The sequence below is a fragment of the Pedobacter kyungheensis genome, assembly GCF_000812965.1.
GTDB classification, from domain to species: Bacteria; Bacteroidota; Bacteroidia; order Sphingobacteriales; family Sphingobacteriaceae; genus Pedobacter; species Pedobacter kyungheensis.
In genome coordinates this window covers 158,001-172,776 of sequence record NZ_JSYN01000001.1, presented here as the reverse complement: position 1 = coordinate 172,776, position 14,776 = coordinate 158,001, and the positions used below count along the sequence as shown (strand labels likewise).

Sequence of the window (14,776 nt, the reverse complement as noted above, 5' to 3'; positions counted from 1 at the left end):
ATCTAAAAACATGGATATTAGAAAATTAATTATATTAATAATAGGCGTGCTTTCTCTTGCCGCATGTCATAAAGACCTTGGTAATTATGATATCAATATGCCTGTCGAGCCTAAATTATTAAACCTCGATTCTGTTTACACCGCAAGTGTGGGCGATAGTTTGATCATCAAACCAAAAATAGAAAGTGCAGATGCTGTAAACATTGAGCTTCAATGGAAAATCAGTGTAATGGAAGGTAATGATGTACTTTATACCGGACCGGCACTACGTATTATCTTCGGCCTGCAGGCCAAACGGTATTCAGCTCGCCTCACGGTTTTTAACAAAGCTAATGGAATGAAATATTTCCACAACTTTTACGTAGATGGCGGAACCGAATTTGCTAACGGAACAACAGTATTAAGCATTGAAAATGGAATAACGCAATTTTCATTTGTAAAACCAGACGGCAGTGTGCAGGCGCGTTTATACAGGGCTATGCAGGGCAAGGATCTGCCTCCAAACCCCACAAATTTATTTCTGCTTAGAAATACATTTACCGGAAGTACCTTATTAGGGTATTGGATTATTACAAAAAATGGTGGTATCAGGCTCGAGCCAAATACCATGCAGGAAGATCCGAAATATCCCAATACACTCAGGAATAATTTTTTTACCACACCTGATAATCTTGAGGTTGGCTCCCTTATATCACATCCTCAGGGGGTGATGATGGGGGTGGTAAACGGCAAATTTTACGGAGGTACCACCAGTACCTGGGATCAGGCTGCTACCTATGGCATGTTTGGTTTACCTGCTGATGGCGACTATGAATTGGCTCCTTCCTTTGTAATGAGCTTTACGCAGGCAGCCACTTATTTTATTGGTTTCGATCGCAACAGGAAACAATTTGTCAGAATCAACCTATATGGAGCACCTGTTTATTTTGGTACGCAATACTCGGTTAGCACAACAACTGTTTTTGATCCTGTGAATGTGGGTATGGATCTTGTCCATTTGGAGCAGCTCAATAACGCAGATTGTTTTGCCTTTTGCAAAGGAGCCGACGGAAAGATTTACGAGCTTAAGTTTAATGTTCAGTTTAACGGTCCGTTTACTTTTACCCCTCAGCATAAACGCGTTTTTATACGCCAGGAGTTAATCAATGAAAATACAAAATGGAGCGGGGCTAAAAACGGGGTAATCTATATTGCCAATGGTAGTAAAGTTTACCGGTATAATCCTGTAAATGAAGAACTCAGAGAACTGGCCACAAGCTTTACCGGAAAAACGATTTCTATGCTAAAACTTAGCGAAGATGAAGAAAGATTGATGGTAGGAACAGAAGAAGCAATTTCCTTTCTAAACATAGCTACCGGAATGAACGGCGTATTCATTAAAAAGATCGAAGGCATTCCAGGTGTTCCTGTAGATATGGCAATCAGAAAATAAGCGATCCACTAATTAATCATGAAACTAACACAAAAAATGAAAATAAAATTCTTAATCCTTGCTCTTGCAGCACCTTTTATCGCCTCGGCACAAACACCAAATTTTAGCCTTTCCGGAAAAATCGGCAACCTCAATGCCCCGGCCAAAGCTTACATCGATTATATGGATAATGGAGTTGGGCACGAAGATTCGACCGTCGTGGTAAACGGAACTTTCCGCTTTACAGGCAATGTTTCGGGTATTTCTTATGCCCGCATGGCGCTTGATCATACTGGTGGTGGTAAACAACGTGCCGTATATACAGGCGATGTGATCTATTTTTACTTTGGCAAAGAGCAGGTGTTAATCAGCTCAAAAGATTCGTTGGATAATGCAACTTTTACCGGTTCTAAAGTATACAACGAATATGCAGCTTATAACAAAACCATTGGCGGTACCATTATGGCCCTAACCAAGGCCGTTAATGCCGATTTCAACAGTGGCACACCAGAGCAGCAAAAAGATCCGGCTTATATGAAAGCGGTAGATACCCGTTACCGAAACAACATCAAAGCCCGTGAAGAGAAACAATTTCAGTTTGCAAAAGATCATCCCAATTCATTTTTCGGTTTGGTAGCCTTATCTGAATCGGCTGGAGCAAAAGTAGATGTAGCCAAAGTAGAGCCTGTATTCAATGCTTTGAGTAAAGAATTACGCGCTACTGATTTGGGTAAAGAACTGGCGCAGCGCATTGCAGCCAGTGGCATTACTGCAATTGGTGCAAAAGCCCCTTTATTTACACAGAATGATGTTTTAGGAAAACCGGTTTCATTAGCCAGCTTAAAAGGAAAAGTGGTTTTGGTTGAGTTTTGGGCAAGCTGGTGCAGTCCTTGTCGTGCCGAAAATCCTAATCTGGTAAAAGAATATAACCTATACAAAGATAAAGGCTTTCAGATTTTATCGGTTTCGTTGGATAATGTGAAAGAAAATTGGTTAAAAGCCATTGAAACTGATGGTTTACCTTGGTTACATGTTTCCGATTTAAAAGGCTGGAACAATGAAGTAGGCCGTTTATATGGGGTGAGGGCCGTGCCTGCCAGTTTCCTGGTTGATCGCGATGGAACCATTATTGGCAATGGTTTAAGGGGCGAACCGCTAAATAAAAAACTGGCCGAAATATTTAATAATTAATCGTCTACCCATTAATAACGCTCAGGGGCTGTCCGCAAGTCGGATGGCCTCTTTTTGTAAAAGGAATAATAAAACACACATTTATGAACAGATATTTCAGGTTGCTGGCCTTAGCTATGCTTCTTTTTTTCACCAGGGCTTCTGCGCAGCATCAGGCAGCAAACCGGATTGAAAGCGTGATTTCAGCTGCAATGAAAAAGGCTTATCCGGCCAGCGTGAGGATGTGGGGTTTCGATACAACGCGTAATGAACGCACCTCTGCGCAATTTAGCGGGGTGGTAGTAAGTGCCGATGGTTATATTTTAACCGCTGCACATACCGTACAACCTGGTCGCAATTACAAAGTTTTCTTTACCGATGGCCGGGAAGCCATTGCCGAAGCTTTGGGTAAAATTGAAGTGAAAGAAACCCCGGGCGCACCAGATGTGGCCATGATGAAGATTTTAACCAAAGGCAACTGGCCTTTTGCCGAAATGGGCTATTCGCAAAGTCTGGTTAAAAACGAAATGTGCCTCAGTATTGCTTACCCAGAAAGTTTAAACCAAAAACTGCCTACTTTAAGACTGGGGAAAATTGCTGAGGTGAAAAATAGCTATGGTTTCATCCGGTCGACCTGTAAAATGGAGCCCGGCGATTCGGGTGGTCCTTTGTTTGATTATTTAGGAAGGGTAATTGGCCTGCACAGTGCTATTGATGTAGCCGAAGATATGAACTTCGAAATTCCGGTCGATTTATACCGCAAATACTGGACGGCACTACAGCAGGAGAAAATTTATACCGCTTTCCCCAATCAAACCGATGTAATTGATGCCGATAAATTGGCGAAACAGATTAAAAAAGATACCGAAACTGGTAAAACTGATTTTGATCTCGTAAAATACAGCCCGAAATTTAAAAATACCAGCTTTGAGCTTAAGAGTACGGTTAATGGCGAAATAAAAACCATTACAGCAACACTTTTTAATGTACCAAATGCAGCAGGAACACCTAAACAGGTACTAGTTACCAAAAACAGCATGGTTGGTGAAGCCGTTAATATTAAATTTCAGGATAAAATGCTTAATCTATCGGTAATTGCCCGTGATAAGGAAAATGACCTGGTTTTGCTCGGCTTAAACGAAACCATTCAGGGTGGAATTGAACTGAAAGATGTAAAAAACGAAAGCCACGAAAACCCCGTTGGACAGTTATTATTTACAGCAAGATACGATGGAACCTATTTACAAAGTGTATGGAGCAGCACAGCCTTAACTTTGCCCAAAATATCGGCCATGCCATATTTTGGGGCTATGGTAGCTTACAATACCAGTCCGGTGGTATTCTCATTGATTAAAGCCGCAAGTCCTGCCGAGGAGATCGGTTTAAAAATGGGCGATGAGCTGTTGAGTATAGATGGACAACCCATTGCTAAATCTGCAGATTTTGTACCTTTTATGGCTAAATATTGGCCGGGCGATGAAATTAGCCTCAATTGGACGAGGGAGGGAAAGCCTCTCTCTGCAAAGGCTAAGCTGGCAGGCGTAGGGCAGGGCAGTTCAAATCATCCTGCCGAAAAGTTTGCTGGCGGTAAATCGGCCCGGCGCGATGGATTTAAGGCTGTGTATGCGCACGATCTGGCACTTACACCAGATTTAAACGGTAGCGGTGTATTTGATGCCAAAGGCAATTTTTGCGGATTGAATATTGCCCGTTTTAGCAGAACAGCGGCTTTGTTTATGCCGGCCAATGTGGTGTATCAGTTTATAAACGAACAGCTTAAATAAGCCCTTGTAACCGGAAATCAGATTCTTGTTGCTGGCTTAACAGTAGTTTCATATTCACTTGGTTCATTTGTTTTTATACAAACGATTAAATGAAAAGAACATTACTAACCTTATTTACTGCAGCGGCCATTGGCATGGTATCCTGCAAAAAGAACCATGAAGAACCTGTTGCTGAAATCAGCTATCCGGATATGACCGAAGTTTCAGATCCTGCGGTGTTGTTTACCACTACAGCAGGAGTAAAAGTTTACAATGGTGGTTTTGGCTCAGCCGTAGCTACCGACCCGAATGCACCTGATGTTTTTTATATGCTTACTGATAGGGGATCGAACGTAGCCGGGCAGCTGGCTAACTCCATCATTATTGGTAAGCCTGATTTTGATCCGCAGATTGGTAAATTCAGGCTTAAAGATGGTAAGCTGGTATTGGAGCAGGTAATCGAGCTTAAAAATGCTGCTGGTGGCAAATTGAACGGGCTTCCAAATCCAGCAGGAATGGGAGCTTCGGGCGAGATTGCCTACGATTTAAACGGGCAGGTAATTGCACCAAGTGCCGATGGGATCGACTCTGAAGGTTTGGTAAGGGCTGCCGATGGCTCTTTTTGGATCAGCGATGAATACGGACCGCACATTGCTCATTTCGATGCTTCAGGTAAAACTATCGAGCGCATTAATCCATTTGGAAGCGGAACCGGTGGTCGCAAAATTCCGGCTGTTTTTGCCAACAGGAGGGCCAACCGTGGTATGGAAGGACTTACCATTACACCTGATGGCAAAACTTTGGTAGGCATGATGCAGTCGCCTATGTACAACCCCTCTAAAGCGGCAACAGCAAATTCGGTAGTATTAAGGATTTTAACTTTCGATATTGCTAGTGGGGCAACCAAACAATACGCCTATTTAATGGATAACGTAAGTTTAACCGGCGTAAGCGATATTGTTGCGGTAAACAGTACTACTTTTTTAACTATCGAGCGCGATGGGCTATTTGGTGGTGCAACAACTAATCCGGCAGCCTTTAAAAAGGTATTTAAAATCGATATCAGTGCTGCAACCGATATTTCTGACGCAGCAAATGGTGCTACAGGTAAGCTTTATGGTGGGAAAACTGTTGAGGAGCTTAACAATGCGGCAGGTTTAAGTGCTGCCGGTGTTGTGCCGGTAACCAAAACACTGGTTTTAGATTTATTGAAAGATTTGCCAAAAGTATATCCGCACGATAAAGCCGAAGGTTTAGCCCTACTTCCCGGCAATATCCTGGTTATTTCAAATGATGATGATTTTGGTGTAGTAGATAATGGCGCCAGCGGATTTGCACAGAAAATTTTGCCTTTAACGAACGCGGTTGATCGCAATCGGCTCTATTTTGTAAAAATTAAACTTTAATAAAATGGCCACGCAGCGTACAGTTGCTTGGCCATATTTGTTTAATACAGTTTTTATTGCTTTTGAATAGGTTTTTACAACGAATGGGTGTTATTTATAGATTATTAAGAGACGGTTGCTTACCGTAATTTTACCCTTTTTTACTACAAGTGTTGTAAATTAGACAGACATTAACAAGATTTGTATTGTCTATCTTAACTTATTCATATGTATTACACTTGTGCGATTGTTGATGACGAACAGCATGCTATTGACGCGCTGACCGATTACATTAACGACACCCGCTTTTTAAGAGTAACCAATAATTTTAACAACCCTATCGATGCTTTGGAAAGTATTAGTGCAGGCGATAAAGTAGATTTCCTTTTCTTAGATATCGATATGGATGGAATGCAGGGAACAGAACTTGCTGTGCACCTTAGGTCAAAAGCCAGGTTTATCATTTATGCCTCTTCCAACCTCGAGCACGATGTAAAGAAAACTAACTCTGATTTTGAGTGTTATTTAGGTAAGCCCATATCCATGAAACGCTTTTCCGGTACCATTGAAACATTAATGCGGCTGAATAATCTGCCCATGAAAAACTGAAAAATATGATCGAGCTCTCTTACTCATTTGAAAACGAATTTTTAGCCAATACCGCTTATCAGCTCATGCGTGTAAACATGAACGATCCCTGGCTGGTGCTTTCGGGTAGTAATGTGGTTGGTATTATCGATCACGATGAAAACGACAGCTGGGAGCAGATCGCTGGTGAAGATATGCCCAAAGATGCGGTTAAGGGCATGGGCGAGCTAATTGCAATGCAACAGTTTAGCTGGCTACCCAGGCTCATTAAAAAGCAGTGGCCCGAATATGTACAGGAGGTTATAGTAGAGAGCGAAAAAAGTTATGAGGTGGTTTGCCATAAAGACACCTGTCCCGATCGCTTTAAGCAACGTTTTACACCAGGCATTCATGCTTTAGCCAAACGCGAAACAGAATTGGTGTTTAAGGTATGCCGTTTCAATGTATCGGGGTATTACCAGGTGGTTAAAACGCGAACCGCCGACCGGTATGCGTAATGTTGCAAAGTTTTAATGTTGGAATGATAAAATGTTGGGGTTTAATGCCAGCTTATCATTTACCCGCCTATTGTTACTAATTTAAGTATTTGGTTAATTCTTTCGTTTTATCCAAATAAATCGCTTTTAGGTTTTTATTTAGACTAATTCTTGTTAGTTTTGGGGATTATATCTTATCCGTATTTCCCAAACAATGAAAAAACTATTACTAGGCCTGACTTTGTTCTGCTGCGTTTCTGCACAGGCACAGAAAAACAGCTTGCTCGATCAGGCTTTTTGGCAAGGCAAACCAGATGTAAACAGTGTTAAAGCCGAAATCGAAAAAGGTGCAAACCCTGCCCAGTTAAACGGTTCGAGTTTTGATCCGGTTGTAATGGCCATTAACGCTGATGCACCAAATGAAACCATTAAATTTTTATTGGTTCAGCCCGGAAACGAGGTAACCAAACTTACTCATGATGGCCGTACTTATTTACACTGGGCTGCAAACCGTGGAAACGATGAAATATTAAGTTATCTGTTATCAAAAGGTATTAACGTAGGTTTAAAAGATAGCCATGGCGTTACTGCATTAACTTTTGCTGCCGGTTCCGGTCAGCCAAATACCAAAATTTACGATTTGCTTTTGGCCAAAGGCACCAATCTAAAAACTGATGTAAACGGTAGCGGAGCCAATGCTTTACTTTTAGCTATTGCCAGTGATAAGGATTTTAAGCTGACAGATTATTTCGTTAGCAAAGGCCTTGATTTAAAAAGTACGGATGCCGATGGCTTAAATGCTTTTGGTTATGTAGCCAGAAGTGGTAATATCGAAGCACTTAAGGCTTTATTGGCTAAAGGTATCCCGGTTGATCAGGCTGCATTGATTACTGCAAGTGAAGGTAGCCGCAGAGGCAGCAATGGCATTGAAGTTTATCAATACCTGGAAAGTTTAAAAATTAAGCCTACCTATACCAATAAAGAAGGCCGCAATGTATTGCATGCTTTGGTACGTAAACCGAAACAGAACGATATTATTGCCCACTTCATTACAGCCGGTGTTGATGTAAACCAAGCTGATGTTGATGGCAACACACCTTTAATGTATGCTGCAGCAAGCAATCGCGATACAGCAGTACTCGCTTTATTATTGCCAAAAGTGAAAAACATCAATCAGGTAAACACTAAAGGTCTGAGTGCTTTGGCTATGGCGGTTAACAGCAATTCGCCTGCAGTTGTAGCTTATTTATTGGCCAAGGGTGCCGATTTAAAAACAACGGATAAGGATGGCAATAACCTGGCTTATTACTTAATTCAATCGTATAGCAGTGCAGAAGGAGGTCGTGGTTTTGCTCCGGGAGCACCTTCTAAAGCCGAAGAATTTGAAGGTAAACTCAAATTATTGCAGGCCAAAGGTTTCGACCTCGCTGCTGCACAAAAAAATGGCAATACCTTGTATCATTTAGCGGTTGCCAAAGGCGATTTAGGTTTGGTTAAACGGGTGCAGGATTTCAAAATCGACGTAAATAGCCCGAACAAAGAAGGCATTACACCTTTGCACAAAGCGGCAATGATCTCCAAAGACGATGTGATGCTAAAATATCTTTTGAGCATTGGTGCTAAAAAAGAAGCCAAAACCAGTTTCGATGAGAGCGCTTTTGACCTGGCCAGCGAGAACGAATCGCTAACCAAAGGAAATGTATCACTTAGCTTTTTAAAATAGAATATGAATAACTTACTTAAAATAACTTTACTTTTTTGTGCGCTTGCATTTTTTAAACCAACACAGGTAAATGCGCAAAATGCCGCTTCGGCAAAATATAAATGTATGATCCAGATGACGAATTACATGGGCGAGGGTGCCTATATCGTGATCTCGCTGGTTGATGCCAAAGGACAATACAATAAAACACTTTATGTGCTGGGTTCTGACAAAAAATGGTACAAGAGTTTAAAAGAGTGGCATAAATTTTACGCACAGAAACCAACCAATATCAGTGCGGTTACCGGAGCTTCATTAACCGGTGGCGACCGTGGTGTTTCGGTAATTGAAATTGAAAAAGCTAAAATCAATGCCGGTTATAAATTGCGTTTCGAAACTGCAGTTGAAGACAAAGAATACTATGTTAAAGATCTCGAAATTCCATTAACTACCGAGGCGCTTGCAGCCAAAACCGATGGTACCGGATTTATCAGATACGTACGTTTTAGCGCGAATTAAAATTCAGTTAAAACTATGATTACTAAAGTTTGGAGATACAGCCACTTAACCCTGGCTGTATCTTCTTTTATTTTTCTGCTACTGGCTGCGGTTACGGGCATTATACTTTCTGCAGAGCCCATCAGCCAAAAAGTAAAACCTTACGCGGCTGGTAATCTTCAAAATACCGATGTTGCTACGGTTATTCCTACACTTAAAACCCAATACAGCGAAATTACGAGCATTACCGTAGAACATGGCAGGTTTGTGCTTTTGCAGGCCATTGATAATAATGGTGATGATGTAAAAGCATATATTGACCCTAAGAATGGTAAAGTTTTAGGAATACCCGGTAAAAAGAATGAGTTTTTTCAATGGGTAACCACTTTGCACCGTTCGCTTTTTCTGCACGAAACTGGTCGGTTATTTATTGGTTTAACTGCATTTTTGCTTGCGCTCATTGCCATTTCGGGCATTTTGTTAACCATTCAGCGCCAAAGGGGCATCAGACGGTTTTTTGCTAAAATACAAAAGGATGGTTTTTCGCAATATTACCATGTTATTTTAGGTCGTATTTTACTCATTCCGATTCTGATTATTGCGATAAGTGGTACTTACCTCTCATTAAATACCCTCGGCATCTTAAAAACAGTAAAAACCAGTGTAGATGTAAACCCCGATCACATTAAGGCCAGCCCGGTAAAAAAACTGAAAGATTTTGAAGTTTTCAAAAACATCAGTTTGGCTGATGTACAGTCGATCGAATTTCCTTTTTCTGAAGATGTAGAAGATTATTTTATCCTAACACTTAAAGACCGCGAAATTGCAGTAAACCAGCTTACTGGCGAGGTACTGGCCGAAAATAAATATCCTTTTACACTATTATTGAATAATTTAAGTCTCGATATTCATACCGGCAGAACCAATGTAGTTTGGGCGGTGGTATTGGGTATTTCATCCATCGGAATTCTATTTTTCATTTACTCGGGATTTGCCATTACTTTAAAACGTATATCAAAACGCAGTAAAAACAAGTATAAAGCTGCTGATTGTAATTTCATCATTTTAACAGGCTCAGAGAACGGCAGCACCCACGGTTATGCCATTGCTTTGCACAAAAGCTTACTTAAGCAGGGCAAAAAATCGTACCTCACCACCCTGAATAATTACACGCTGTTCCCAAAGGCAGAGCAATTGATTATTTTTACTTCTACTTACGGATTGGGTGATCCCCCTGCTAATGCGGGTAGGTTTTTAAAGAAGATAACGCAAACCGCACAAAGCCAGACTGTGCATTATTCGGTTTTAGGATTTGGATCAAAAGCTTATCCCGATTTTTGCAAATTCGCCTTCGATGTACACAACAGCCTTTCTAAGGAATCCTGGGCCACTCCACTAATTGATATTCATACTGTTAACGATAAATCGCCACAAGATTTGCAGTTATGGGAAGAGGCATGGTCGCAAATGAGCGGCGTAGCAGTAAATGGACTTTCTGCCCAAAAAGCAGCGCAACCCAAAAAGCTGAAAAATTTTATAGTCCAGTCGAACACCGGCCAGACTAGAACGGAAGGTGTTTTCCAGATCAGATTGAGTGCCAAAGGTAAACTGAAAGCCAAATCGGGCGATTTGCTGGCTATTTATCCTGCAAACGATCATCGTGAGCGATTGTACTCGATAGGGGTAATCGATAACACCATACAACTAAGCATTCGTTTACATCCGGATGGTTTAGGATCGGGATTTTTGCATAATCTTAAGTCTGATTCGCTTTTAAGAGCTAAAGTGGTTAAAAATCCACATTTCTATTTCCCTGAAAAAACTGGGAAAGTAATTATGATTTCGAATGGAACCGGAATAGCGCCATTTTTAGGTATGATTAGCGAAAATACCGCTAAAGTGTCTTGCCATTTGTTTTGTGGTTTTAGAGAAAACGCTTCTTTCGAACCCTTTCAGCAGTTTTTGGGAGAGATGAAATCAGCTGAAAAGGTAAGTGATTTGAAAATTGCCTTTTCGCGCGAGGGAAATAAACAATATGTAAGCGATCTGATTCTTGCCGAAGCTGGTTTTGTGGCGCAAAGCCTTGCCGAATCGGCCGTGGTAATGATCTGCGGATCGCTGGCCATGCAAAAAGATATTTTACAGATCCTGGAAGAAATCTGCCAGGAAAAGACAGGACAACCTTTATCCTTTTATCAATCGCGAAATCAGGTGTTAACCGATTGTTATTAGACGGATTTTAACCTCGCAGGATTTTAAATCCTGCGAGGTTTTTTAATTTAGAAAGGTTGGTTAAACATTACTTTCCAGGTACATGCCCCGGCAGCTTAATATCTTTCGAAGTCAGGATTTCGCCTTTATCGGTAATGATGATGTAACTGTATTCAGGGTATTTTTTAATTAGCTGAGCGCCGGCTATTTTTCCTAAAACCATAGTAGAGGTACTTAAACCATTAGCCATTTCGGCACTTGGGCCAAATATGGTTACACTGATTAATCCTGTAGCGGGATAACCTGTTGCCGGGTTAATAATGTGCGAATACCGTTTGCCGTTAAAAGTTACAAATTTGCGGTAACTCCCCGAGGTAACCACTGCACTTTTTTTCAGCGGGATTACCGCCAGCAAAGTATCTTCACGCAAAGGGTTGGTAATACCAATGCTCCAGTCATCGCCGTTAGGTTGTTTACCCCAGGTACTCATATCACCCGATGCATTTACAATACCCGCCTTTATTCCCCTGGTAAGCATCATTTCGCGGCATCTATCGGCTGCATAGCCTTCGCCCAAAGCACCAAAGCCGATTTTCATTCCTTTTAGCTTTAAGAAAATGGTTGACTGTTGTTTATTTAAGATGATATTTTGGTACCCTACTTTCGCAACTGAATGCTTAATGACTTCAGCAGCTGGCATTTTAGTCATTGTGCCATCAAACTTCCAGATACGGTCCATAGCGGCAAAACTGACGTCGAATGCTCCATTGGTAATTTTAGAAAGCGCAATAGCGCGCTCCGTTAAAGCAAATACTTCGGCACTTACCTTTACCGGCGCAATACCTGCATTTTGGTTTACCGCCGATACCTGCGAAGTCGTTTTCCAATCGGAAATGAGATTTTCTATCCGGCTGATTTCGGCAATTACAGTATCGATGTTGTTTTCGGCCGAGAGCGAATCTACGGCCGAAATGGTAATATCGAAGCGACCACCCATTAAAAGTGTGGTTCTTTTTCTAATAATCTGGGCATGGGTACTTAAACACGAGAGGATCAGGGCAGCTAGCAGTATTCTTTTCATTTACATCTTCAATTCGATGCAAATATACTGCTAAATGCCCGCTTCCAACTATTGTTATTGTGCCTGTACTTTTAAAACCACACTGGTTCTGTTGCTGTTTACCTCCGGGTTAAAACCAACTTTCATTAAGAAATCGCCCGAATATACTTTCTCTTTATCGATAGGGGATTTGGTGTTAGGATAGAGGTTAATTTCTTCTATTTTATATTTTTTTGCCGGGTCTAATCCTTTGAGTTTAATTGGCAAAATAACGCCATTGGTAAACAGGGTTGCCACATAATAGTTAAAAATTACCACCTGATTTTGGGCTTCATCAACGTAGGCAATGGATGCAATTTTATTTTCGTAAGGATCCTGCAGGCGGTATTGCTGCCCGTGCCAAACAATATCTTTAAAATTGTTGTAGGTTTGCACCGCATTTTGACTGAAAAGCAGGTCGTTTTTGCTGAGCTCGTTTACGCGCACATCGTAACCCAGTTTGCCCATCATGGCCACATCGGTTTTAAATTTAATGGGCTGCTTACCCATATCGGTAATGTGGTTGTCGACAGCGATAGATGGAAAATAATACGAATATTCCCACTGGATAAAAATACGGTCGTAGGGGTTGGTGTTATCGCTGGGCCAAAATTCGGTAAAGTATTTCAGTGCAGCATAATCTACCCTCGATCCGCCCCCGGCGCAAAGCATCATGGGTGTTTTAGGGTATTTTTTTCTGATCCGCTCCAATACATTGTTTAACCCGCGGATGTACTCGAGGTAAAAATGGTCCTGGTTTTTTAAAGTTGGTGAATGCGCATTGTAGATCAGTGAATTACAATCCCATTTAATAAAAGCCAGCTCAGGCACTTCTTTAAAAAGATCTTCAACCGTTTGGTACACAAAATCCTGTACTTTTGGATTGCTTAAATCGAGTACCAGCTGGTTGCGCATGTAATATTCTTTGCGCTCTGGCTGCCTGATTACCCAATCGGGATGCTTTTCGTAAAGTTCACTTTTGGGGTTAACCATTTCGGGCTCAATCCAGATACCAAATTTTACGCCACTGGCTGTAGCTTCTTTACCCAAAGTACTGATGCCGTTTTTGAGCTTTTGCCTGTTGTATTGCCAGTCGCCCAGGCCTGATGTTGAGCCATTGCGTGGATATTTGTTGCCAAACCAACCATCATCAAGCAAGAAAACATCAACGCCCAGTTTTTTGGTGTCTTTGGTCAGCTCGTTTAATTTCTCATCATTGAAATCGAAATAAGTGGTTTCCCAGTTGTTTAAAATGGTAGCGCGCTCGCCTTTACCGTCGGCCAGCTGGTAATTGCGCGCCCAGTTTTGCAGGTTGCGGCTGGCTTCGCCTTTTCCGTTGGCAGAGTAGGTATAAACAAAGCGTGGGGTAACAAAATTTTCGCCCGCTTTAAGGGTATAGTTTGATGAGAAATTGTTGATGCCCGCAGTAACACGAACATAATACTCGTCGAAAGTTTCGTATTCGAGTTTAAAATTGCCGGTCCATTCCAAAGATCCTGCAATTACTTCGCCCAGGTCTTCGGTAGCGGGCTGATCGATAGAGAGCATAAAGGAAGAGGAGTGCAGCAGGTTGGTGCGGGTGCCGAGTTTCGAATCGATGGTTTTAATGCCGTGTAAAAGTTGCGCTTCTTCCGAGCGCATTTCGCGTGTAGCACCACTGTAATGACTTTTTAAGAAGAATTTTTTACCGCTTAGGGTGAGGTTGGCCGAAGCATATTTATTGAGTACCACGCTACCTTTCTCGTTATGTGTAATTTCCGCCCATTGCTCAATTACATTTTCGTTGTAATAAGCCAGGTATTTTAGGGTAACCCTGAAATTGTATTTCGGGTCTTTGAGTATCACACTGGTGAGTTTGCGATTTTGATCGAGCTGTTCCGTATTTACTTCGCTAAAGGCCAGTACGGTCGATTTATTACCATCGGCATGGGTTACACTCAAAGCAGGTTCAAGTAAATTAACCGAGCCGGAGGCAATGTAGGCTTCACGTTTGTTTAAAAGGTCGTCTGATCCGGGTTTATACTTATCTAACTTTTGTATGCCCGGGTATTCTTCACTATTGTTGAGTTTTTTGCCCAGATAAGTCGATAATAAGGATTGCTCCTGATCGGTTTCTAAAATGAGTACATTGTTTTTGGTCGCAATTTCGATTGTTTTCTGGGCATAAGTACCCGCACAAAGTACCATCGACAGTAAAAATAGGTTCAGTTGTTTTTTGCTCATAATTCTTTTAATTGAACCCCATATTTCAGCATAAGGTCCTATTGGGTATACAAATCTTTGGTTTAATGCAGGCATATTCCGGGGCTTAAAAAGCTTAAACACTAGTTGTAAAATTGTAAACAATGCTGTTTTGTTTAGTAGTTGAAATTAACCATTACTTAACATAATTTAACTCAATTATACTGGAATGTTTTGATGCCGGGTTTTAATATTCATCAAAAAAGGGCAATACCATCCGGTAATTGCCCTT

At 41.4% G+C, this 14,776-nt stretch carries 11 protein-coding genes; 9 read left to right on the top strand and 2 right to left on the bottom strand.

Going from position 1 to position 14,776, the window contains the following annotated elements; translation table 11 throughout:
* The first annotated feature begins 10 nt into the window (after nucleotides 1–10).
* The 9 genes from OC25_RS00630 to OC25_RS00590 all read left to right on the top strand — a co-directional run bounded on the left by OC25_RS00630 (nucleotide 11) and on the right by OC25_RS00590 (nucleotide 11,225).
* On the top strand, nucleotides 11–1,432 hold the full coding sequence (locus OC25_RS00630) for a PKD-like family lipoprotein (RefSeq protein WP_167335346.1): 1,422 nt from the start codon (nucleotides 11–13) through the stop codon (nucleotides 1,430–1,432).
* 18 nt (nucleotides 1,433–1,450) lie between these two features.
* Nucleotides 1,451–2,602, top strand: a complete 1,152-nt coding sequence (locus tag OC25_RS00625; RefSeq protein WP_245221827.1) for a TlpA disulfide reductase family protein — start codon at nucleotides 1,451–1,453, stop codon at nucleotides 2,600–2,602.
* 83 nt (nucleotides 2,603–2,685) lie between these two features.
* Entirely contained in the window at nucleotides 2,686–4,365 is a 1,680-nt protein-coding gene (locus OC25_RS00620) for a S1C family serine protease (RefSeq protein ID WP_039470647.1), read from the top strand.
* A gap of 89 nt (nucleotides 4,366–4,454) precedes the next feature.
* Nucleotides 4,455–5,750 (top strand): esterase-like activity of phytase family protein, encoded by a 1,296-nt coding sequence (locus tag OC25_RS00615; RefSeq protein WP_039470646.1) that lies wholly within the window; start codon nucleotides 4,455–4,457, stop codon nucleotides 5,748–5,750.
* Between the two features lie 207 nt (nucleotides 5,751–5,957).
* Nucleotides 5,958–6,338 carry a LytR/AlgR family response regulator transcription factor gene (locus OC25_RS00610; protein WP_052265853.1) on the top strand — a complete coding sequence of 127 codons (381 nt, stop codon included), beginning with the start codon at nucleotides 5,958–5,960 and terminating at the stop codon, nucleotides 6,336–6,338.
* Nucleotides 6,339–6,343: 5 nt separating this feature from the next.
* The gene (locus OC25_RS00605) at nucleotides 6,344–6,814 is read left to right on the top strand and encodes a hypothetical protein (RefSeq protein ID WP_039470644.1); all 471 of its coding nucleotides are present in this window, start codon (nucleotides 6,344–6,346) and stop codon (nucleotides 6,812–6,814) included.
* 193 nt (nucleotides 6,815–7,007) lie between these two features.
* The gene (locus tag OC25_RS00600; protein ID WP_039470642.1) at nucleotides 7,008–8,516 is read left to right on the top strand and encodes an ankyrin repeat domain-containing protein; all 1,509 of its coding nucleotides are present in this window, start codon (nucleotides 7,008–7,010) and stop codon (nucleotides 8,514–8,516) included.
* A 3-nt stretch (nucleotides 8,517–8,519) separates the two neighbouring features.
* Nucleotides 8,520–9,014 (top strand): DUF2271 domain-containing protein, encoded by a 495-nt coding sequence (locus OC25_RS00595; protein ID WP_039470639.1) that lies wholly within the window; start codon nucleotides 8,520–8,522, stop codon nucleotides 9,012–9,014.
* Nucleotides 9,015–9,029: 15 nt separating this feature from the next.
* The gene (locus OC25_RS00590; RefSeq protein WP_039470638.1) at nucleotides 9,030–11,225 is read left to right on the top strand and encodes a PepSY domain-containing protein; all 2,196 of its coding nucleotides are present in this window, start codon (nucleotides 9,030–9,032) and stop codon (nucleotides 11,223–11,225) included.
* A 67-nt stretch (nucleotides 11,226–11,292) separates the two neighbouring features.
* Here the strand turns inward: OC25_RS00590 and OC25_RS00585 are convergent, their stop codons facing one another.
* Together OC25_RS00585 and OC25_RS00580 are read right to left on the bottom strand one after the other, a co-directional pair.
* Nucleotides 11,293–12,285, bottom strand: a complete 993-nt coding sequence (locus OC25_RS00585) for an FAD:protein FMN transferase (protein ID WP_039470637.1) — start codon at nucleotides 12,283–12,285, stop codon at nucleotides 11,293–11,295.
* Nucleotides 12,286–12,339: 54 nt separating this feature from the next.
* Nucleotides 12,340–14,526, bottom strand: coding sequence for an alpha-galactosidase (locus OC25_RS00580; protein ID WP_039470740.1), 2,187 nt, complete (start codon nucleotides 14,524–14,526; stop codon nucleotides 12,340–12,342).
* Between the last annotated feature and the right edge of the window lie 250 nt (nucleotides 14,527–14,776).